General features: G+C 70.6%; 16 protein-coding genes. 9 read left to right on the top strand and 7 right to left on the bottom strand.

What is annotated here, in order from left to right; genetic code table 11:
- The first annotated feature begins 75 nt into the window (after nucleotides 1-75).
- Together ACYVKI_RS00220 and ACYVKI_RS00215 are read left to right on the top strand one after the other, a co-directional pair.
- Nucleotides 76-2316 carry a molybdopterin oxidoreductase family protein gene (locus tag ACYVKI_RS00220; protein ID WP_460688337.1) on the top strand — a complete coding sequence of 747 codons (2241 nt, stop codon included), beginning with the start codon at nucleotides 76-78 and terminating at the stop codon, nucleotides 2314-2316.
- A complete protein-coding gene (locus ACYVKI_RS00215) occupies nucleotides 2313-3968 on the top strand; it encodes an FAD-dependent oxidoreductase (RefSeq protein ID WP_460688336.1) in 1656 nt (551 codons plus the stop codon). Before ACYVKI_RS00220 ends, ACYVKI_RS00215 begins: the two co-directional genes overlap by 4 nt.
- Nucleotides 3969-4143: 175 nt before the next feature.
- Here ACYVKI_RS00215 and nirD read toward each other — a convergent pair whose 3' ends face one another.
- Nucleotides 4144-4539 carry a nitrite reductase small subunit NirD gene (nirD, locus tag ACYVKI_RS00210; protein ID WP_460688335.1) on the bottom strand — a complete coding sequence of 132 codons (396 nt, stop codon included), beginning with the start codon at nucleotides 4537-4539 and terminating at the stop codon, nucleotides 4144-4146.
- Between the two features lie 216 nt (nucleotides 4540-4755).
- On the opposite strand from nirD, the gene nirB reads away from it, so the two are divergent.
- From nirB to ACYVKI_RS00185, 5 genes are all read left to right on the top strand, one after another.
- Nucleotides 4756-7512: a nitrite reductase large subunit NirB gene (gene nirB / locus ACYVKI_RS00205; RefSeq protein WP_460688334.1), complete on the top strand. Its 2757-nt coding sequence runs from the start codon at nucleotides 4756-4758 to the stop codon at nucleotides 7510-7512.
- The gene (gene cobA / locus ACYVKI_RS00200) at nucleotides 7509-8360 is read left to right on the top strand and encodes a uroporphyrinogen-III C-methyltransferase (protein ID WP_460688333.1); all 852 of its coding nucleotides are present in this window, start codon (nucleotides 7509-7511) and stop codon (nucleotides 8358-8360) included. Before nirB ends, cobA begins: the two co-directional genes overlap by 4 nt.
- A 20-nt stretch (nucleotides 8361-8380) precedes the next feature.
- Complete coding sequence (locus ACYVKI_RS00195) at nucleotides 8381-9565, top strand: uroporphyrinogen-III synthase (protein WP_460688332.1); 1185 nt, start codon at nucleotides 8381-8383, stop codon at nucleotides 9563-9565.
- A gap of 72 nt (nucleotides 9566-9637) precedes the next feature.
- Nucleotides 9638-10369, top strand: coding sequence for an HAD-IA family hydrolase (locus ACYVKI_RS00190; RefSeq protein ID WP_460688331.1), 732 nt, complete (start codon nucleotides 9638-9640; stop codon nucleotides 10367-10369).
- Nucleotides 10370-10480: 111 nt separating this feature from the next.
- Nucleotides 10481-12442 carry a penicillin-binding transpeptidase domain-containing protein gene (locus tag ACYVKI_RS00185; protein WP_460688330.1) on the top strand — a complete coding sequence of 654 codons (1962 nt, stop codon included), beginning with the start codon at nucleotides 10481-10483 and terminating at the stop codon, nucleotides 12440-12442.
- 37 nt (nucleotides 12443-12479) lie between these two features.
- On the opposite strand, the gene ACYVKI_RS00180 is transcribed toward ACYVKI_RS00185, so the two are convergent.
- From ACYVKI_RS00180 to ACYVKI_RS00165, 4 genes are read right to left on the bottom strand one after another with little or no spacing between them, the layout of a single operon-like run.
- On the bottom strand, nucleotides 12480-12926 hold the full coding sequence (locus ACYVKI_RS00180; RefSeq protein ID WP_460688329.1) for a thioesterase family protein: 447 nt from the start codon (nucleotides 12924-12926) through the stop codon (nucleotides 12480-12482).
- Nucleotides 12923-13903: a 3-hydroxyacyl-CoA dehydrogenase NAD-binding domain-containing protein gene (locus ACYVKI_RS00175; protein WP_460688328.1), complete on the bottom strand. Its 981-nt coding sequence runs from the start codon at nucleotides 13901-13903 to the stop codon at nucleotides 12923-12925. Before ACYVKI_RS00175 ends, ACYVKI_RS00180 begins: the two co-directional genes overlap by 4 nt.
- 2 nt (nucleotides 13904-13905) lie before the next feature.
- The gene (locus ACYVKI_RS00170) at nucleotides 13906-14814 is read right to left on the bottom strand and encodes a beta-keto acid cleavage family enzyme (RefSeq protein ID WP_460688327.1); all 909 of its coding nucleotides are present in this window, start codon (nucleotides 14812-14814) and stop codon (nucleotides 13906-13908) included.
- 41 nt (nucleotides 14815-14855) lie between these two features.
- The gene (locus ACYVKI_RS00165; RefSeq protein WP_460688326.1) at nucleotides 14856-15794 is read right to left on the bottom strand and encodes a TetR family transcriptional regulator; all 939 of its coding nucleotides are present in this window, start codon (nucleotides 15792-15794) and stop codon (nucleotides 14856-14858) included.
- 255 nt (nucleotides 15795-16049) lie between these two features.
- Here ACYVKI_RS00165 and trmB point away from each other — a divergent pair, with 255 nt between their 5' ends.
- Nucleotides 16050-16919: a tRNA (guanosine(46)-N7)-methyltransferase TrmB gene (gene trmB, locus ACYVKI_RS00160; protein ID WP_460688325.1), complete on the top strand. Its 870-nt coding sequence runs from the start codon at nucleotides 16050-16052 to the stop codon at nucleotides 16917-16919.
- 81 nt (nucleotides 16920-17000) lie between these two features.
- Entirely contained in the window at nucleotides 17001-19178 is a 2178-nt protein-coding gene (locus ACYVKI_RS00155; protein WP_460688324.1) for a BCCT family transporter, read from the top strand.
- 221 nt (nucleotides 19179-19399) lie between these two features.
- Here the strand turns inward: ACYVKI_RS00155 and ACYVKI_RS00150 are convergent, their stop codons facing one another.
- Entirely contained in the window at nucleotides 19400-19828 is a 429-nt protein-coding gene (locus ACYVKI_RS00150) for a heat shock protein transcriptional repressor HspR (RefSeq protein WP_460688323.1), read from the bottom strand.
- 143 nt (nucleotides 19829-19971) lie between these two features.
- The gene (locus ACYVKI_RS00145; protein WP_460688322.1) at nucleotides 19972-20922 is read right to left on the bottom strand and encodes a DnaJ C-terminal domain-containing protein; all 951 of its coding nucleotides are present in this window, start codon (nucleotides 20920-20922) and stop codon (nucleotides 19972-19974) included.
- Nucleotides 20923-21004: the final 82 nt, after the last annotated feature.

The following is a 21004-nucleotide window of genomic DNA, read 5'->3' as shown; positions in this document are numbered from 1 at the left end:
GCCGCACAGCCGCACAGCCGTACAGCCGTACAGCCCAGCACCCGGTACACGGCCCTTCGAGCAGGAGCTTCCCTGATGACCACGACGGCGGACACCCGCACCTCGCAGAGCAGGACCGTGCAGACGCACTGCCCGTACTGCGCCCTGCAGTGCGCCATGAACCTGACCGTCACCGAACGTCCCGACGAACCGGACACCTTCGCGGTGGAAGGTGCGTCCTTCCCCACCAACCAGGGTCGGCTGTGCCGCAAGGGCAACACCGCCGCCGAGCTGCTCACCCGCCGTCAGGACCGGCTCACCACACCGCTGCTGCGCGGGGAGGACGGCGAGCTGCACGAGACCACCTGGGACGCCGCCCTGACGCATGTGGCCGCCGGGATCCGCCGCATCCAGGCTGAGCACGGGCCCGACGGGGTCGGCGTCTTCGGCTCGGGAGGCCTCACCAATGAGAAGACCTACGCGCTGGGGAAGTTCGCCCGGGTGGCTGTGGGCACCGCGCAGATCGACTACAACGGCCGGTTCTGCATGTCCTCAGCCTCGAAGGCCTCCACGCTGGCCTTCGGGCTGGACCGCGGCCTGCCGTTCCCGCTGACGGACCTCGACGCCGCCTGCACCGTGCTGCTGCTGGGGTCCAATGTGGCTGACACGATGCCCCCGTTCGTGCAGCACCTGGAGGGCACCCAGGCCTCCGGTGGGCTGATCGTGGTGGACCCGCGGCGCAGCGCCACCGCCGAGCTCACCGCCGACGGCGGCGGCCTCCACGTCGCCCCCGCCCCGGGCGGTGACCTGGTGCTGCTGCTCTCTGTGGCTCAGGTGGTGCTGGAGGAAGGGCTCGCCGAAGAGGACTACCTGAGCCAGCGGGTCACCGGACTCGAGGCCTTCCGCCGCTCGGCCACCCAGTGGTGGCCCGAGCGCGCCCAGTCCGTCACCGGCGTCGGCGCCGACCAGATCCGCCAGATCGCCCGTCGGCTGGGCCATGCCGCCCGGGCCGCGCGCGCCGGCGGCGACCCCGTCTACATCCTCACCGGACGCGGCGTCGAGCAGCACAAGGACGGCACCGACACGGCCCGGGCCGCGATCAGCCTGGCCCTGCTGCTGGGGCTGCCCGGCACCCGCGCCGGCGGATACGGCACCCTCACCGGGCAGGGCAACGGGCAGGGCGGCCGGGAGATGGGCCAGAAGGCCGACCAGCTACCCGGCATCCGCTCCATCACCGATGAGGCCGACCGCGCGCACATGGCCCGCATCTGGGACGTGGACCCGGAGTCCATCCCCGGGCCGGGCCGGCCCGCCGCCGAACTGCTGCACACCATGGGCCACGGTGACGGTGTGAAGGCTCTGCTGGTCCACGGCTCCAACGTGGCGATCTCCGCCCCCGACTCCGGCCGGGTGGTGGAGAACCTGCGAGCCCTGGACCTGCTCGTGGTCGCCGACTTCTTCCTCTCCGAGACCGCCGAGGAGGCCGACGTCGTGCTCCCGGTGCTGCAGTGGGCCGAGGAGGACGGCACCATGACCAACCTGGAGGGCCGGGTGCTGCGCCGTCGGAAGCTCGTGGAGCCGCCGTCGTCCGCGGATCCGAACTCCGGACCGCGCTCGGAACTGTGGATCTGGCACGAGCTGGCCCGCCGGCTGGGCCGCCCCGGCGGATTCCCCGTGAACCCGGCAGAAGTCTTCGCCGAGATCCGCCGGGCCACCGCCGGCGCCGCCGCCGACTACTCCGGGCTCGACTGGGACCTCATCGACGCCGGCCATGCCCCGTACTGGCCGGTCCCCTCCTCGATGCTCAGCGGCGAGGCCTCCCTGACCGGGGAGCCGATCATCGGCAGCACCCGGATGTTCCTGGAGCGCTTCGCCCACCCCGACGGGAAGGCACGGTTGGGCGCCATCACCCCCGGGAGGATCCCCGCACCGGCCTCCGGGCAGCTCACTCTGACCACCGGCCGGCACATGGAGCACTACCAGTCGGGCACGCAGACCCGCCGGGTGCCCGCCCTGCTGGACACCCACCCGGAGGCCACCGTGGCCGTGCATCCAGCCACCGCCCGGGAACACGGGCTCGACGAGGGTGACCAGGCCGTCATCGCCAACGCCCAGGGGGCGATGACCGCGACGGTGGTCTGCGACGCCGGCATCCGCACCGACACGATCTTCGCCCCCTTCCACTACGCCGGCGCCGGCACGGCGAACCTGCTCACCCGGGCGCTGACCGACCCGCAGAGCCGGATGCCCGAATTCAAGAACACCCCCGTGTGGCTGCGTCCCGCAGCGTCCCGTGAACGTGCCGAGACCGCACCTGCGAAGGAGACCCTCCCGTGACGTCCCCGTCGACCCTCACCCAGTCCCCCGCCGGTTCCGCCGAGCAGGGTGCCGGATCCGCGGTCCCGCATGTGGTGGTGCTGGGCTTCGGCCCGGTGGCCGCCCGACTCGTCGAGGACCTGCGCGACGACGTCCTCAGCGGCGACCTGCGGCTGACCGTGGTGGGTGCCGAACGTGTCCCCGCCTATCAGCGCATCAAGATCGGCGACGTCAGCGTCGGCCGGTCCACCCCGGAGGACCTCGCCCTGGCCGATGTGTCCGAGCTGACCGACGCCGGAGTGGATGTACGCTGCGGGGTCACCGCCACCGCAGTGCACACCGCCACCCGGATCATCACCCTCGACGACGGCGGCATCCTGCACTACGACCGGCTGGTCCTCGCCACCGGGGCCGCCCCGACCGTGCCCCGCATGACGTTGGAGATGCGCCGCGACGGGCACATCGATGCCGAACTGACGATGAAGGCCAACGGCCGCTCCGCCGGACGCCGCTCCCGCGCTCCGGGGGCGGGGTCGGAGGAGCCGCGGCGCTACCCCACCGGTGTGATGGCCCTGCGCGACCTCGACGACGCCCGTCACATCCTGCAGATCGTCCGACGCCGGGAACCGGTGGTGGTGCTCGGCGGCGGTGTCCTCGGGGTTGAAGCGGCGTTGGCCATCGCCGAGGTGGGCGGTGAGGTGACGCTGCTGCACCGCGGCACCGTGCCGATGGGCCGGCAGATCGACACCGACTCCGGGATGCTGCTGCGCCGCCAGCTGCTGGACGCCGGCGTGGACGTGCGCTCCGCCTGCGATGTGAACACCGTGGTCTCCGACGACGGTCGACTCTCCGCGGTGAGGACCTCGCTGGGCGAGAAGATCGAGACTTCCCTGCTGATCACCTGCACCGGAGTCCGCCCCCGGGACGAGCTGGCCTCTGATGCCGGACTGCCCACCGCCTGGGGCATCGTGGTGGACCGACAGTCTCGCAGCACCGGGGATCCCCTCGTCTTCGCCGTGGGCGACTGCGCCGCCGTCGAGGGCCGCGACCCCAGCGGGCTCATCGGCCCCGGCTGGGAGCAGGCTGAGGCCGCCGCCGGTGCGATCCGTGCTGACCTGGGACTGGCCACCTCTGTGGAACGTGATGCCTCCGGCCGCCCCGTGGACCTGCGCACATCGACGGAGGGGCCTGCCCCGCAGACCCTGGACGTGATCCTGGTGAAGTCGAAGACCCTCTCCGTCGCGTGCGCCGGGGACACCGCCGTCGACCCTTGGGATCCGGAGTCCCCGGCGGTGTCCACCTGGGCGGATCCCCAGGCTGGGCAGTACCTGCGGATCGTCACTGACGGCGAGCGGCTGCTGGGCTTCGTCGCCGTGGGGATGCCGCGCTCAGCCGCGGAGCTCGCGCTGCACTGCACCCGCGGCACGCTGCCGGTGGCGGATCGCACGGCCCTGCTGGCCGCAGAGCACGCCACGAAGGAGGCCGAGCTCGGCCCCGAGGACGTGCTGTGCCGGTGTTCCGGGGCCACCGCCGGCCAGGTGGAGCAGGCGGCGTCGTGCAGCTCCACCGTCGAGGAGGTCGGAGCCGCCTGCCGCGCCGGCACCGGCTGCGGCACCTGCCACCGGAGCATCGAGAAGATGCTGGAGGCCGCGGCCGAGCCCGCGGCGGTCTGAGGCGTCCGTGTCCCGGCGGCTCCGTGCCCCGGCGGCTCCGTGCCCCGGCGGCTCCGTGCCCCGGCGGCTCTCAGCGGGCACACGTGCGTCGAGGACACCACCTCGACACCACCTCCGGGAGGCCGGGCTCGGCGACCGTGCCGAAGCACAGCCCCGGTGCGCGGCGGCCGAAGGCTCACACTGTCACGTGGACGACCCCGTCGGCATCGACGTCGACGGCGAAGACCGGCAGGGTGAGCCCCTCCTCGCTGAGGCATCCGCCGGTCTCGAGATCGTAGATCTGCTTGTGGATCGGCGAGGCCAACGTCGGGCGTCCGCCCTTCGTGCCGACGATGCCGCGGGCCATCACGTGGGCCTTCGCGAACGGGTCCCACTGGGAGACGGCGTAGACACGGTCGCCGGGCACGCGGATCAGGGCGATCTGTTCCCGGCCGATCAGCGCGGCCTCGCCCCACAGCGGTTCGAGGTCTTCGAGGCGGCAGACGGCGTGGCGTCCCGGGGCAGTGCCCCCGCCCGCAGTGCCGTCGTGCCGCAGGGCCTGCTCTTCCATGAGGTGCAGTGCTGTCATCATGCCTCCACGCTAGGCGCGCGGAGTTTCCCTCATCGTGCGCGCGTGTTTCCCACCGGTGAAACGTCCTTCAGCCACCCGGAGAGACTCACTGAACACCTCGACATATTGGCTTTACAAAAGCGATACGGCAGGGAAATCGCCCCTCTCTACGCTGGGGACAACCCCGGAGCGCCGCGCACCCGATGCGCTCCTTCTCGACCGGCAAGGTGAGGATCCATGTCTGCACCCCGCACAGCGAACCAGACCGACGCCCAGGACCGACACATCGTCATCGTCGGCGGCGGCCCGGCGGCCCACCGGCTGACCGAGGCTCTCGTCTCCCGCGAGCTCCCCCGCACACGGATCAGCGTCCTCACCGAGGAGGCGCTGCCTCCCTATGACCGGGTGGGGCTCTCCAAGCGCTTCGCCACCGACGACGACCTGCTGCTCGGCGAGCCGAGCCTGTGGGAGTCTCCGCAGGTCACGCTGCACACCTCCCGCGCCGTCACCGCCCTCGACATCGACGCTCAGACCGTCACCACCGCCGACGGGGAGTCCATCGGCTACGACGAGCTCGTCCTGGCCACCGGCTCGTCCGCCCCCCGACCCCCGCTCGAGGGTGCCGAGCAGATCGCGGTCTACCGCACCCTCGACGACGTCGACTGGCTCCGCCAGCGTGTGGCCGAGCTCGGCGCCGAGCTCGGCCGGACCCCGCAGTGCGCCGTGATCGGCGGCGGGCTGCTCGGCCTGGAGGCCGCCGGCGGGCTGAAGGGGCTGGGCGCTGAGGTCACGGTGGTGCACTCCAAGCCGTGGCTGATGAACGCCCAGCTCGACGAGTTCGGCGGCCGCACGCTGAACCGGCTGCTGGAGAAGGAGGGCTATGACCTGCACTGCGGCGAGCGCCCTGCCGGGCTGCAGATCCGCGACGACGCCGTCCCGGCCTCCGCCGACGACGCTTCCACTCCGTCATCCCCCGCCGCAGCGCCGCAGCCCCGTTACGCGCTGACCTTCCCCACTCTGGCCCCTGTGGCGGCGGATCTGATCGTCGCCGCCATCGGGATCACCGCCCGTGACGAGCTGGCTCGGGATGCCGGGCTGCAGCTGGGTTCTCGCGGCGGCGCGGTCATCGACGCGACCTGCGCCACCTCGGCGCCGCATGTGTGGGCCATCGGGGAGGTCGCCTGCTTCGAGGACATCTGCATGGGCCTGGTGGCCCCGGCCAACGCGATGGCCGAAGTGGTCGCGGACCGGCTGGCCGGCGGGGCCGCAGAGTTCGACGGCTTCGACACCGCGGCGAAGCTCAAGCTCGCCGGCATGGATGTGGCGTCCTTCGGCGACGGCTTCGCCGAGACCGAGGGCGCCCTGGAGGTCGTCTACGCGGACCCGGCCGACGGCGTCTACCAGAAGCTGGTCGTCTCCGAGGATGCGAAGACCCTGCTGGGCGGCATCTTCGTCGGCGATGCCTCTCCCTACTCCTCCCTGCGTCCGCTGCTGGACCGCGAGCTGCCCGCCGAGCCGGGCGCGCTCCTCTCGGCCGCCGGCGGAGGCGACGTCGCCGAGCTGGAGCTTCCAGACGACGCGCAGGTGTGCTCCTGCAAGGACATCTGTGCGGGCACTCTGCGGAAGGCCGTGGCCGGCGACGGCACCGCCCCGCCGTGCGCGGACATCGGCGCGCTGAAGTCCTGCACCAAGGTGGGCACCCAGTGCGGCTCCTGCCTGCCGATGGCCAAGAAGATCATGGAGAAGGAGATGGTCGCCCAGGGGATGGAGGTCTCGCATGCCCTGTGCGAGCACTTTGACCTCTCCCGCGCCGGGCTCTTCGAGGCGGTGCAGGCCACCGGACTCACATCGTTCACCGAGATCATCGAACGCTTCGGCACCCCGGCCGATGCGAGCGTCAACTTCGGCTGTGACATCTGCAAGCCGGTGATCGCCTCGGTGCTGGCGGCCCAGCATGATGAGTACATCCTCGACGGCGGCCGCGGCGCCCTGCAGGACACCAATGACCGTGCCCTGGCGAACATGCAGAAGGACGGCACCTACTCGGTGGTGCCGCGAGTGCCGGCCGGGGAGATCACCCCGGAGAAGCTCGCGGTGATCGCGCGGGTCGCCCAGGAGTTCGACCTCTACACCAAGATCACCGGCGCCCAGCGGATCGACATGTTCGGTGCCCGGCTGGAGCAGCTGCCGCTGATCTGGAAGCGCCTGGTGGAGGCCGGCTTCGAGTCCGGGCAGGCCTATGGGAAGGCCCTGCGCAATGTGAAGTCCTGCGTGGGTTCCACCTGGTGCCGCTACGGCGTCCAGGACTCGGTGGCGATGGCCATCGAGCTGGAGATGCGGTACCGGGGGCTGCGCTCCCCGCACAAGCTGAAGTTCGGGGTCTCCGGCTGCGCCCGGGAGTGCGCTGAGGCCCGGGGGAAGGATGTCGGCGTCATCGCGACCTCGGAGGGTTGGAACCTCTATGTGGGCGGCAACGGCGGCGCCACCCCTGCCCATGCCGAGCTGCTGGCCAAGGACCTCGACGACGAGACCCTGCTGCGCTACATCGACCGATACATCATCTACTACGTGCGCACGGCTGACAGGCTGCAGCGCACCGCCCGTTGGATGGAGGAGCTCCCGGGCGGGGTGGACCACGTCCACGACGTCGTCGTGAAGGACTCCTTGGGCATCGCCGAGGACCTGGAGGCTGCGATGTCCACCCATGTGGGCCGCTATGAGGATGAGTGGGCGGCGACGCTGAGGGATCCGGAGAAGCTGCGCCGCTTCCGCAGCTTCGTCAACGCCCCGGACGCCCCGGACACCGGGCTGGCCTACGTGGTGGAACGGGACCAGCGGCGCCCGGCCACGGCGGAGGAGGTCGAGGCGGCCGCCTCCGGCGAGGGGTCCGTGCTGCTCTCCGGGCCGCGCATCCCGGTGCGTCAGGGCCCCGACGACGACGGCGGCGAGCCTGCCGGTCAGCCGGCCGGCCAGCCGGTGGGGGTGCAGTCATGATCGGCCACGTGACCCTGGTCGGCGGCGGACCCGGCGCGGCGGACCTGATGACGGTCCGCGCCCGAGACACCCTGGCCGCCGCCGACGTCGTCTTCTACGACCGTCTCGCCCCCACCGACCACCTGCCCGGCTGGGCGCCGGGGGCTGAGCTGGTCGACGTCGGCAAGCGGCCTGGACATCACCGGGTCCCGCAGGAGACGATCCAACGGATGATGATCGAGGCAGCACAGACAGGCCAGGCCGTGGTGCGGCTCAAAGGCGGAGACCCGTTCGTCTTCGGCCGCGGCTGTGAGGAGGTCGCCGCCTGCCGGGAGGCCGACGTGCCGGTCACCGTGGTGCCGGGGATCTCCTCGGCCATCGCGGTCCCGGCCGCCGCCGGCATCCCGGTCACCGCCCGCGGCGCCTCGAAGGCGTTCACCGTGATCTCCGGACATGACCCGCTCAGCGAGGAGGAGCTGGCCGGGCTCGTCGGGCTCAGCGGCACCACTGTGATCCTCATGGGCGTGGGCACGCTGGGCCACACGGTCACCGGGCTGCGCCGTCACGGACTGGGCGACGACGTCCCGGTGAGCATCGTGGAGCACGGCTTCAGCCCCGACCAGCGCGTGTCGATCGCCCCGCTGGGCGAGATCCTGGGCGTGGCCGCCCAAGCCCGGATCAGCCACCCCGCGGTGCTGGTGATCGGCGAGGTGGTCCGGCTGGCCGCCGTCGAACCCCGCACGGGAGAGGCCGCCCGGCAGGGCTCGGACGGCCGGCAGGGCTCGGACGGCCGGCAGGGCTCGGACGGACAGCTCACCGAGGGAGCCGGAGTGCAGCGCATCCGCGCACTCGCGGGGGCAGTGCTGTGAACCCGGACTCCCTGGCCCCCATGTCCTCCGAGGCCCGTCCCACAGCGCGTGCGGCCACACCCGACAGCGCCTCGTCCCCTGCGCCGCCGGCGGCGTCCGGGCTGCCGCAGACGCTGGCCGGGTTCCGTATCGGGGTGACCTCCGATCGGCGCAGCGAGGATCTCATCTCCGCCTTCGAGCGGCGTGGGGCGGAGGTCATGCATGCGCCCGCGCTGCGCATCGCCCCGATGACCGAGTCGGTGACCCTGCAGCGGGACACCCGCCTGGTGGTGGAGGCCCGCCCGGACCATACGATCATCACCACCGCCTACGGGATGCGCCGCTGGGCGGAGGCCGCCGACGCCTACGGACTGGGCACCGCGCTGCATGAGGCCTTGGAGGGTTCCAGCATCCTGGTCCGGGGCCCGAAGGCCCGGGGGGCGGTCCGTGCCGCGGGACTGGACGACGACGGCGCGGCCGACGACGAACGCACCGCCACGGTGATCGACATGCTCCTGGAGAAGGATCTGGCGGGCACCACCGTGGCCTTCCAGCTGCATGGCCGCACCGACCATGAGCAGATCGCCCGCATCGAGGCCGCCGGGGCACGGGTCATCACGGTGATGCCTTATATGTGGGCCAAACCGGCCGAGGACTCGGCGCTGCTGCGGATGATCGACGCGGTGGTCGAACGGCAGCTGGACATCATCACCTTCACCGCTGCGCCCGCTGTGGACGCCTTCCTGGAGGTGGCTCACCAGTACGGCCGAGCCGCCGCGCTGTTCGAGGCGTTCCGCTCCGACGTCGTCTCCGCGGCGGTGGGGGATGTGACCGCCGCCCCGCTGCATGAATCGGGCATCCACCCCATCATCCCCTCCCGCTGGCGGCTGGGCGCGATGATCCGGCTGGTCTGCGACCACTTGGAGGAGCACCAGACGCTGCGGGTGGACACCCGGCACGGTCCGGTGGAGCTGCGCGGCGCCGAGGTGCGCCTGCCGGAGGTCACCGAACAGCCGGTGCGCCTGGCGCCGGGGCCCCTGGCCCTGATGCGGGCCCTGGTCAAGGCGGAGGGCGCGGTGCTCTCTCGGGAGCATCTGCTGGCGGTGCTGGGGCACTGCGACTCGGAGCACGCCCTGGAGATGTGGGTCTCCCGGCTGCGGAAGGCCCTGCCGGTGAGCGGAGTGGTGACCACAGTGGTCAAGCGCGGCTACCGGCTGGCAGTCTGAGGGACTCCCCATCGCGTCGCCGCCGAGGAGCGCCCTCCGCTGTTCGGACACGTGTCTGCGAGGATGGAGGCCATGAAGGACCTCACCGCGTACTCTGTCCTCAGCTTCGACTGCTACGGCACGCTCATCGATTGGGAGAGCGGACTGTCCTCCGTGCTCGTCCCCTGGGCTCGGGACCAGGGCCTCACTCTGGACGCCGAGGAGCTCCTGCTGGCCTACGCGGACCAGGAGGCCGCCGTCATGCGGGAGCGCCCCACCTGGCTCTACCCGGACGTGCTGGCCGAGGCGCTCCGACGCACCGGCAAGGATCTGGACACTCCAGTCAGCGACTCCTGGGCGCAGCGGATGGGAGCCTCCGTGCCGGACTGGCCGGCGTTCCCCGACTCCGCCGAGGCCCTGGCCGCGCTGCGCGAGCACTATGACCTGGTCATCCTCTCCAATGTCCACCGGGTCGGCTTCGCGGGCAGCAATGAGCACCTGCGCGGGGAGTTCACGGCCATCATCACCGCAGAGGACGTGGGAGCCTACAAGCCCGCCGCACCACACTTCACTGCGCTGGACGGCTGGTTGCAGGAGCGGGGAAGAGACCGAGACGATCTGCTGCATGTGGCCCAGAGCCTGTTCCACGATCACGTCCCGGCCCGCCGTCATGGACTGGACTCGGTGTGGATCAATCGGCGGCACGACCGGCCGGGCTGGGGGGCGACCCCGGAACCGGCCGAGGGCTGGAGCTACGGCGCCGAGTTTCGCTCAATGCGCGAGTTCGCCGAGGCGGTGACCGCCGCGTGCGGACAGGACCGGTGAGGTCTCACCTCCGGGGATGCGGCACTGTCGGTGAGCTCTCGCCTCGCAGCGCCGCCTGCTGATCTGTCACGAACCGATGTCGTGTCACCGCCTGCGGGCATACTGGTGGGCATGTTGATCACTTCGCACCCCCGCCGCCGTCTCAGCCTGGGTGTGGTGGCCGTCGGCACGCTGGCGCTGCTCACCGGCTGCGGCGATGAACGACCCACCCCGGACTCCTCCGCCGAGGCCCTCGCCTCCGCGCTGCAGACCGGTGACTTCTCCGACGTCACCGTGCGCACCGGTGCCGGGCCTCAGGACCTCGACGACGCCGTGGCGACCCTCCATGCGCCGTTCGGCGAGATCGCCCCGGAGGTCAGCATCGGCGAGATCAGCGTGGAGGAGCCGCCGGAGGACTCCCACCGCCCGCCCGCTGCGACAGTGGACCTTGAGCACTCCTGGGACCTGACCGACCTCGGGCTGGAGGACGAGAGCTGGAGCTACGAGACCCAGGCCGAGTTCACCTATGACGCTGAAGCGGAACAGTGGCGCCTGGAGCCCGATGCGGAGATCGTCCTGCCCGGTTACGTCAGCGGCGCGGGCATCGGGATCTCCACGGTCAACGCCGAGCGCGGCCGGATCATGGACGACTCAGGCCGCGCGATGGTCTATCACCGGGATGTGGTGCGCATCGGGATCGACAAGACCCAGCTCGCCGCTGGTGACGACTCCCCCGACGAGGATGTCCAGCGGGAGGCCGCCGAGCAGCTCGCGGAGGTCCTCAGCCTCGACGCCGAGACCTATGCGGATCGTGTGGTCGCCCATGGGGACCAGGCCTTCGTGGAGGCCATCGTGCACCGGCGCGACTCTGATGCGGTCACCGCCGCCGATCTAGAGGGTATCCCCGGGGTCCACATCATCGATGACCAGATGCCGCTGGCCGAGTCCGCCGACTTCGCCCCGACCCTGCTGGGCCGGGTCGGTCCGGTGACCGCCGAGCACCTGGAGGAGGACCCCAGCCTCAGCGTCGGGGACACGATCGGCACCTCCGGTCTGCAGGCGGCCTATGAGGAGTCGCTGCGCGGATCCCCGGGCCTTCGCATCCACATGGACGGGGAGACGCTGTTCTCCAGCGACCCGATCGACGGGGAGGATCTGGAGACCTCGCTGGTGCCCCGCCTGCAGAACCTCGCCCAGGACGTCGTCGACGGCGTCGAGGACTCCACCGCCTCGCTGGTCGCGATCCGCCCCTCCGACGGCGGAATCCTCGCCGCCGCCGATCACCACACCGAGGACTCCTGGGTCTCCACGGCTACGCAGTCGACCTTCGCGCCGGGCTCGAGCTTCAAAGTGGTCTCCTCGCTGGCGATGCTGCGCGACGGTCTCTCCCCCGACTCCACCGTCGAGTGCCCCAGCTCCGCCCGGGTGCATGGCCAGGTGTTCCGCAACTACGTCGGGTTCCCCGCCGAATACACCGGCTCGGTGGAGTTCACCGAGGCCGTGGCCACCTCCTGCAACACCCTGTTCGTCAACGCCTGGGAGGATGTCAGCTCGACGGAGCTGCAGGAGGCGGCCTTCGACCTCGGCCTGGACGACGAGTCTCAGCAGATCGGCCTGCACAGCCGCTTCGGCAGCATCCCGGATGACTCCGAGCTGAATCTGCATGCCGCGAACCTCTTCGGACAGGGCGTGGTCGAGACCTCCGCGCTGGGCATGGCCACCGTGACAGCCTCCGTGGCCGCCGGGGAGACGGTCCACCCGTACCTGGCAGGTCCCGCCGCGGACGCGCCCGAGGCCGACGAGGGCTCCGGGCTCAGCGAGGAGGAGGCCGAGGACCTGCGCGCGCTGATGCACGACACTGTCGAGTACGGCACGCTCGCGGACCTGATCGACGTCCCGGGCGGACATGTGTACGCGAAGACCGGCACCGCCCAGGCAGGCTCGGAGGACGACATGTATGCCCACACCTGGGTGGCCGCCTTCCACGACGACCTCGCGGTGGCGATCTTCGTCGAGGAGGGCGAATTCGGCTCCACCACCAACGGGCCGCTGCTTCAGGAGTTCCTCACCGGAGCAGCCGAGATCCTGGACTGAGGGCGAGGATCGCCCTCAGCCGCTCCCCGGCGCCGCCTCAGCCCACCCGGCGGCCGCACCACTCCGGGAGCTCCTCGGCGTGATCCCGGATCGCAGCGGCCACCGGTTCAGGGAAGACCACGGTCCCTCCGACGGACTGGTCCACATGCAGCCCGAGGATCTCCTCGGTGGCCACCAGCTCGGCGCCGGAGTGCATCTCATGGGCCAGGTGCAGCTTCTTGGGCCCCTCGCCGACCACCCTGGTGCGTACCGTCACGGGCGAGCCCAGGCCGACCTCCCGCAGATACCGAACGTGGGCCTCCACGGTGTAGAGCGAGCAGCCGCTGGCCTCCCGGTCGGCGGGGCCCATGCCGAGGTGCTCCATCGCCTGGTCGGTGGCGTGCCCGAAGACCAGCACGTAGAAGGCCTCGGACATGTGCCCGTTGTAGTCGATCCATTCCGGCGCCACCCGGGCCTCATACATCGGCAGCCTCGCCTCGGTCATGACGCTCCCTGCGCTGCGTCGCCCGGCAGCCGCGTGCCGCCCAGCAGGCGACGGATGGCGATGATGCCGGCGTCGCGCTCGGCCACCAGCTCGGCCACGCTGCGGCCTGCGCTGGCCTCGGCACATCCGGCCACCACGCGGGCGCGCAGCTCCTCGGTCAGCTCGGGCGCCTCCAGCCGGGTCCACGGGGACTTCAAGGACGGGCCGAAGTGGTCGAGCATGTGCGCCATGCCGCCCTCTCCTCCGGCGAGGTGGAATGTGAGCATGGGCCCGTGCATCGGCCAGCGCAGCCCTGGACCGTCCTTGATGGACCGGTCGATCTGCTCCACGGTGGCCTCGCCGTTGTCCATCATGTGCAGCGCCTCGCGCCACAGGGCCTCCTGCAGCCGGTTGGCGATGAACCCGGGCACCTCCCGGTCCATCCGGATCACCGACTTGCCCGACGCGGTGTAGAACTCCGCCGCCCAGTCCACCACCTCGGAGGCGGTGCCCTCCCCGCCGACCACCTCCACCAGCGGGATCAGGTAGGGCGGATTGAACGGGTGGCCCACCACGAAACGCTCCGGGCGGACCACCTCGGCGGCCATCTCCGTCATGCCGAACCCGGAGGTGGAGGAACCGATGACGACGTCGGGCGCGGTGACCGCATCCAGGTCCGCCAGCAGCCGACGTTTCACCGTCAAGTCCTCCGGCGCGGACTCCTGGACGAAGCCGACGCCGTCGACGGCCTCGGCCAGGTCGGTGTGCACGCTCCAGGCGTGCCGGTCCGCGCCGTCGAGCATGTCCAGCTGCTCCAGGGCCGGCCAGGCGGCGTCGATGAGCCGGCCCAGGCGTTCCTCGGCGTCCGGGGCGGGGTCCCAGACCTTCACCCGGTGGCCGCGGGCCAGAAAATAGGCGGCCCACCCGCCGCCGATGGTGCCGGCTCCCACACAGGCGATGGTGCCGACGTCGTCGATGCTGCGCAGCGCTGCGGCCATGCTCAGGCCCCCTTCCCTGCGGAGGGGGACTGGACCGTCAGGTCCAGGATCTCCCGCGCCTCGTCCGGGGTGGCGACCCGCTCGCCCAGGGACTCGACGATGCCCACGGCACGCTCGGTCAGCTGAGCGTTGGTGGCCTTGACTCCCTTGGACAGGTAGAGGTTGTCCTCCAAGCCGACGCGCACGTGGCCGCCGGCGAGCACGGAGCGGGCGGCCCAGGGCAGCTGGTTCCGGCCCAGGGCGAAGGAGGTGAACTCGGCGCCCTCGGGAAGCATGTCCACCATCGTCCGCAGCAGGCGCGGGTCGGCCGGGGCCCCATAGGGGATCCCCATGCACAGCTGGTACAGGGGCGGCGGATCGATCAACCCCTCCTCCACCAGGACGTTGGCGAACCACAGGTTCCCGGTGTCGAAGATCTCCATCTCCGGCGTCACTCCGAGCTCCTGGATCCTCGCCGCCCCCTCACGGAGCATGTCCGGGGTGGAGACGTAGAGGTTGCTGCCCTCGCCGAAGTTCAGCGAGCCGCAGTCGATCGTGCAGATCTCAGGGCGCAGTTCCTCCACATGCGGGAGGCGGTCGAGCGCGTTGATCAGGTCGGTGCCGTCGAGCTGGTCGGTGGGCCGCTGCGGGTCGATGACCAGGTCTCCGCCCATCCCAGCGGTGAGGTTGAGGACGGGGTCGACGTCGGACTCCCGGATGATCCGCACCGCCTCGCGGTAGTGGGCCACGTCGCGGGAGCCCTGGGTGGTCTCCGGGTCGCGGACGTGGATGTGGACGATGGACGCGCCGGCCCGTGCCGCGGCGATCGCGTCGGCGGCGATCTGCTCCGGGGTGACCGGGACGTGCTCGCTGCGGCCAGCGGTGTCGCCGGCGCCGGTCAGCGCGCAGGTGACGATGACGGGACGTGACATAGGAGGGGTTCCTCTCGAGATGGGGTGTGTGGGTCGCGGTCTCATGCGCCCACCGGCGGAGATCCCTGCGAGGACGGCACCGGGCGCTCCACCGGCAGATCCGCGATCGGCAGCTCCACATGCGGTAGCAGAATGCGTCGCCGCAGGTGGTCGCGGACGCGGCGCTGCATGGTTTCCTCAGTGATCACCCCGGTGAGCACCTGGACTCCCATCCCATCGACGAACGCGGTGAGTTCTCCGGTGAGTTCCTCGCTGGAACCGGAATGGAACACTCCGGACTGCTGCCCGGCGGCGACGGCGGCGCGGACGGTCTCCGACCAGCGTCGGTAGATCTCCACGTACTCCTGGTCTCGGCCGCCGTCGAGGGCCACCCGGTTCCAGGACTGCAACCAGATGGACCAGTCCAGCCGACCGGCCTCACCGTGCGGGGACTGCATCTCCAGCAGCCTCCACAGCCGCTCCACGGGATCCTCCACGCCGGTCAGCCGGGCGATCTGCCGGTCATAGGCCAGCTTCACCGAATGGTTCAAGGACATGGCGAACAGGTCAGGTTTGGTCGGGAAGTAGTAGTGCACAGTGGCGCTGGAGACGCCTGCGGCGGCGGCGATGTCACTGACGCGGACCGCCTCGAAGCCCTTCTGCGCGAAGAGCCCCCAGGCCGCCTCGATGATCTCCCGGCGACGGCGAGCCTGCTCGGGGGTGACCGGCGAGGCCCCGCCGGGATCGGCATCAGGCGGGGTCACGGAGACGGGAGCCTCCCCGGGCGTACAGCCCACCAGGGCGCTGACGGCCACTCCGGTCACCCGAGCCAGCGCGACGATCTCGTCCTCGGTGAACCGCCGCTGGCCCGAGAGCGACTTGGAGAGTTTGGTCTCGTCGATGCCCATCTCGGCGGCCACCTGTCGCTGGGAGCGTCCGCTGGCGCGGATCGCCCCGCGGATGCGGTCGGCGGACGGGAGGCCCGTCGTCGTGGAGGACATGCCGCTCAGCGTAATGAGGCACCCTCCGAGATCGCAAGCCACCTGACTTTTGATCAGGTTTTGCGATATGCTCCAGGGCAGTGCTCGACGGCGACCCACGCCTGACCCACGGACTGCGGCCCTCCCACCCCTGGGGCAGCGGACCGAGGTCCGATACGATGGCGTGTCGTCGCCGCGCCGCCGGCCCACCACCGCAGCACCACATCACCCGGGCCCGGCGGCAGCACCTGCACCCGAACAGAGAGCCGAAGATCCGTGTCCCCTGAAAGCCAGCACTCCGAGCAGAATCCAGCCCGGCACCACATGCGTCACCCGCTGTCCTTCGTGCGCCGCAGCAACCGGCTGACCCCGCGCCGCCAGCGCGCCTGGGACACCGCCCTCGGCCAGGAGCTGCTGGACATCCCGCATGGCGAGCGGGACACCGCCGTCGCCGATGACTTCCGCATCGATTGGAAGGCCGAGTTCGGCCGGGACGCGGAGCTGATCGTGGAGATCGGCACCGGATCCGGGGAGGCGATCGCCCACGCGGCGGCCCAGGCCCCGGAGAAGAACTTCCTGGCCGTGGAGGTCTACCGCCCCGGGGTCGCCCAGCTGGTCAGTCGAATCCGTCGCGAGGGCCTGCGCAACGTGCGGGTCGCCAACGTGGACGCCACCGAGGTGCTGGACAAGCTCCTGCCCGAGGATTCCGTCGCCGAGGTGTGGGTGTTCTTCCCGGACCCGTGGCACAAGAAGAAGCACACCAAGCGCCGCCTCATCCAGGACTCGTTCGTGGAGAAGGTCGCCCGCGTGCTGCCCGACGGCGGCATCTGGCGGCTGGCCACCGACTGGTCCGGCTACGCGGTGCAGATGCGGGACACCATCTCGGCCTCCCCGGCGTTCACCAACGTCCACGCCGGCCAGCGCACCGGCGACGAGTCTCCGCTGACCGCAGTGCGCCTGGAGGACCTGGATGCGCGCAGCATGGGCAAGACCCCGCAGCCGCTGCCGCCTCAGGAGGCGACCGACGACGTCGGCGGCTGGGCTCCGCGTTTCGCCGGCCGGATCCAGACCGACTTCGAGGCCAAGGCCCTCAAGGCCGGGCGCCGCATCTTCGACCTGACCTTCGTACGCACCCCGCAGGGCTGAGTCCCGCTCAGGACCCAGGCTGGTCCCCCACACTTTGTCCGACGAGAGAACTGTTCCCGAGACACCTGAGGTGTGATCCGCATGGCTGACTCTCAGCCGCCCCACAGCCGCGACGACGAGTCCCGGCCCTCCCCCGCCGACGAGGCTTCTCCCACAGACCACCCGTCTCCGGGCGAAGGCTCGATCACGGAGACCGCCGGCAGAACGGGGACCGCCCCCCGACGGGCAGGCACGGCACTGAGACGACTCAACGTCTACTCCCAGGGCGAATACCCCCACAACATCCACCCGGCCCTGGTGCCGGGCATCGGCATCGACGAACAACGGCGCCGATACTCCGTGGACCGCGTGGTCTTCCTGATCGCCGGCCTGCTGACCGTGGCCTTCGTGATCTGGGGCGTGAACAGCCCGTCCCATGTGGCCGAGGTCGCCGGGGCCACCTTCGGCTGGACCATGGAGAACCTGGGCTGGCTGTTCAACGCGGTCGCCATCGTGGTGCTGATCTTCCTGCTGTGCCTGGCGTTCTCCAAGTACGGGCGGATCCCGTTGGGCAAGGACGGGGAGAAGCCCGAGTTCTCCACCTTCTCCTGGACGGCGATGCTCTTCGCCGCCGGCATCGGCATCGGAGTGCTGTTCTTCGGACCCTCCGAGCCGCTGACCTACTTCCACTCCCCGGCCCCCCTGACCCACGAGGCGGAGACCACCGAGGCGCTGCACGGCGCCATGGCCCAGACCTACTACCACTGGGGCGTGCACGCCTGGGCGATGTACGCCCTGGTGGGCGGCGCGGTGGCCTATGCCGCCTATCGTCGCGGCCGGGTCCCGCTGATGTCCTCGATCTTCCGGAACCTCTTCGGAGCCCGGCACACCGACGGCCTGGCGGGGAAACTGATCGACATCTTCGCGATCATCGCCACGCTGTTCGGCACCGCCGCCTCGCTCGGCATCGCAGCCATGCAGATCGGTCAGGGCTGGACCATCGTCTCCGGGTCCGAGATCACCAACACGTTACTGATCGTCGTCATCGCGATCCTGACCATCGGCTTCGTGCTCTCCGCGGTCTCCGGCGTCGCCCGGGGCATCCGCTATCTGTCCAACATCAACATCGTGCTCACCATCGGGATCATCTCCCTGGTGTTCCTGCTCGGCCCGACCCTGTTCCTGCTGAACCTGGTCCCCTCCTCGTTCGTGGAGTACTTCGGCTCGCTGTTCGAGCTGATGGGCCGGTCCGCCTCCTGGGGCCAGGAGACCATGGCCTTCCAGTCCGCCTGGACGGTCTTCTACTGGGCGTGGTGGATCTCCTGGTCGCCCTTCGTCGGCGTCTTCATCGCCCGCATCTCCCGCGGCCGCACCATCCGCCAGTTCATCCTCGGCGTCATTCTGATCCCCAGCTCGCTGCTGTTCGTCGCCTACGGCATCATGGGCGGCACCTCGATCTGGATGTACCGCGAGGGCCTGGAGGGCTTCAACGACGAGATGCCCGCCGCCGAGGTGCTGTTCACCATCATCAGCCACCTGCCCTACGTGGAGTGGCTGCCCGCGGTCATCATGCTCGTCCTGGCGATCTTCTTCATCACCTCTGCCGACTCCGCCTCCGTGGTGATGGGGATTTTCTCCACCCGCGGCGATCTCAACCCCCGCAAGTCAGTGGTGGTCTTCTGGGGCCTGGTGATGACCGGCGTCGCCGTGGTCATGCTGCTCACCGGGGGCGAGACGGCCCTGCAGGGACTGCAGTCCCTGGTCACGGTGACCGCCGTGCCGTTCGCGGTGATCATGCTGCTGATCATGGTCGCCTGGCTGCGCGATGTGCGCACCGACCCACGGGCACTGCGCACCAAGTACGCGGAGAAGGCGCTGCGGGACGCGGTCATCGACGGAGTGGACCGCTACGGCGACGACTTCACCCTTCAGGTCGCCCCCACCGCACCGGGGCTCGGCGCCGGCGCTGGTGTGGACTCGGAGGACGAGATCTACACCCAGTGGTATCAGCGCACCGACGCCGACGGCGAGCCGGTCGGTTACGACTTCACCACCGGCCAGTGGGAGGACGGCTGGACTCCGGAAAGTGACGAGGACTGGCACGGCGACGTCGAGGCCTACTCCCCGGCGACGACGTTGGCGACCTCCTCCATCCCTGTCGTGCCGACGGATGCCGAGGACGGAGGGCAGCGCCCGGACGGGGACGAGAGCGACGGCGGCACCGCCGGAGCCGGCTCCGAGGCGGTCGACGCCGAGGAGACCTCCGCTCCCCAGCGCTGATCTCGGGCCCCGAATCCAGTGGGGAGAAGTTCGAGGTACACGGCCCTCACATGGCCGGAGACCTCGAACTTCTCCCCAGTGGTCGGGACACCCCTCGATCCGCGTGGCTGGCCGGACTGCTGACCGACGCCGTCGTCCCCGCCGCTGACGTGTCGACGGGGTGCGACGGGGGACGGGGCTGTCGACGGGGCGGGGGCGACGGGGGCGGCCATCGCGCCCTGTCAGCGGCGGCGCGGATCCCAGAGCACCAGCGCCTGCGTGCTCGCCCGGGCTCGACGCCCGCGCGCCACGGTGACGACGTCGCCCGCGGGCCCCACGGCGAAGACCCGGGGCTTGGTGGAGTGCCGTTCCGCCTCCCGCAGCTCGACACGCAAGGCATCGACCGTCTCCTCGAGCTCCTCCACCCGGTTCTGCAGCTCGATGATCCGCCGAATCCCTTCCAGCGAGACGCCTTCCTGGGAGAGCTGCTGGATCTCCCGCAGCTGCTCGACGTCGTAGGGCGAGTAGCGCCGGTGCCTGCCACCCTGACGCCGCGGGGTCACCAGCCCGATGCGGTCGTACTGGCGCAGCGTCTGAGGATGCATGTCAGCCAGCTCGGCGGCCACCGAGATGACGAACAGCGGGGCATGGCGATGCTCAGCCTCGATCATCCGAGGGTCGTCACCCCCAATCTGGGGCCGGCGCCTCCTGACCACTGCTCCTCACCTCCTGGCTCCCCTCCCGACGGCCCGGGATCAGGCCTGTGTCACGTCTCGGTCACCCCGCGTCCCCGGCACCCCGGGCACCCCGGGCGTCACAGCGCGGCGCGAGCCTCCAGGTCCCGTCGCGGGTCGACGTCACGGGTCGCCTCCGCGTAGGCCTTGACTGCCTCGACCGCATCCTCGGACAGCTCCTGAGGCACCTGCACGTCGACGACGACGAGCATGTCCCCCTGGGTGGACTTCCGGCGCACCCCATGACCCTTCAGTCGCAGGGTGCGCCCCGACGTCGTCCCGGCGGGGATCTTGATGCGCACCTTCTCCCCGTGGACGGTGGGCACCTCGACTGTGGTCCCCAGCACCGCCTCATCGAAGGTGACCGGCAGGTGGATGCGGATGTCGTCGCCGTCACGCTCGAAGAACCGATGCGGACTGATGGACACTTCGACCAGCAGATCGCCGGCACCGCCGGGACCCTGCTGGCCCTTGCCCTTGACGCGGACCTTCTGGCCTTCCTTCACCCCGGCGGGGATACGCACGTCGATGACGTTGCCGTCAGATTCGCGAAGCCCCACGGTGGTGCCGCGGACGGCTCCGGCGAAGGAGATGGTGGTCTTGGCGGTGCGGTCGGCGCCCTTGGCGGGCGGGCCACCGCCGAATCGCCCACCCATACCGCCGAAGAAGTCGGAGAAGTCGGGCCCGCCACGGCCATGGCCGAATCCCCCGCCGTCTCCGAAGAGACCACCGAAGATGTCCTCGAAGCCGGAGGCCCCGCCGGCGCCGCTCGGCGCGCCGGAGAAGCGGGCGCCGGAGCCCATCGCGCGGATGGCGTCGTACTGCTCGCGCTGCTCCTTGTCAGTGAGCACGGTGTTGGCCTCAGAGACGTCCTTGAACTTCTGCTCGGCCTCCTCGTCCCCAGGGTTCTTGTCCGGGTGATACTTCCGGGCGAGCTTCCGGTACGCCTTCTTGATCTCGTCCTCGGACGCCTCCTTGGAGACGCCCAGGATGGCGTAGAAGTCCTTGTTGATCCAGTCCTGTGAGGCCACGGCGCCTCCCTCCCTGCTTCCTCTGTCGGACCCACCCTCGGTCGGGCCCCGTCGCGTCCTGTCCTGTCTCGGTCCTGCTGGA

The sequence above is a fragment of the Nesterenkonia suensis genome (genome assembly GCF_054782935.1).
This window is presented reverse-complemented; position numbering and strand designations above follow the sequence as displayed.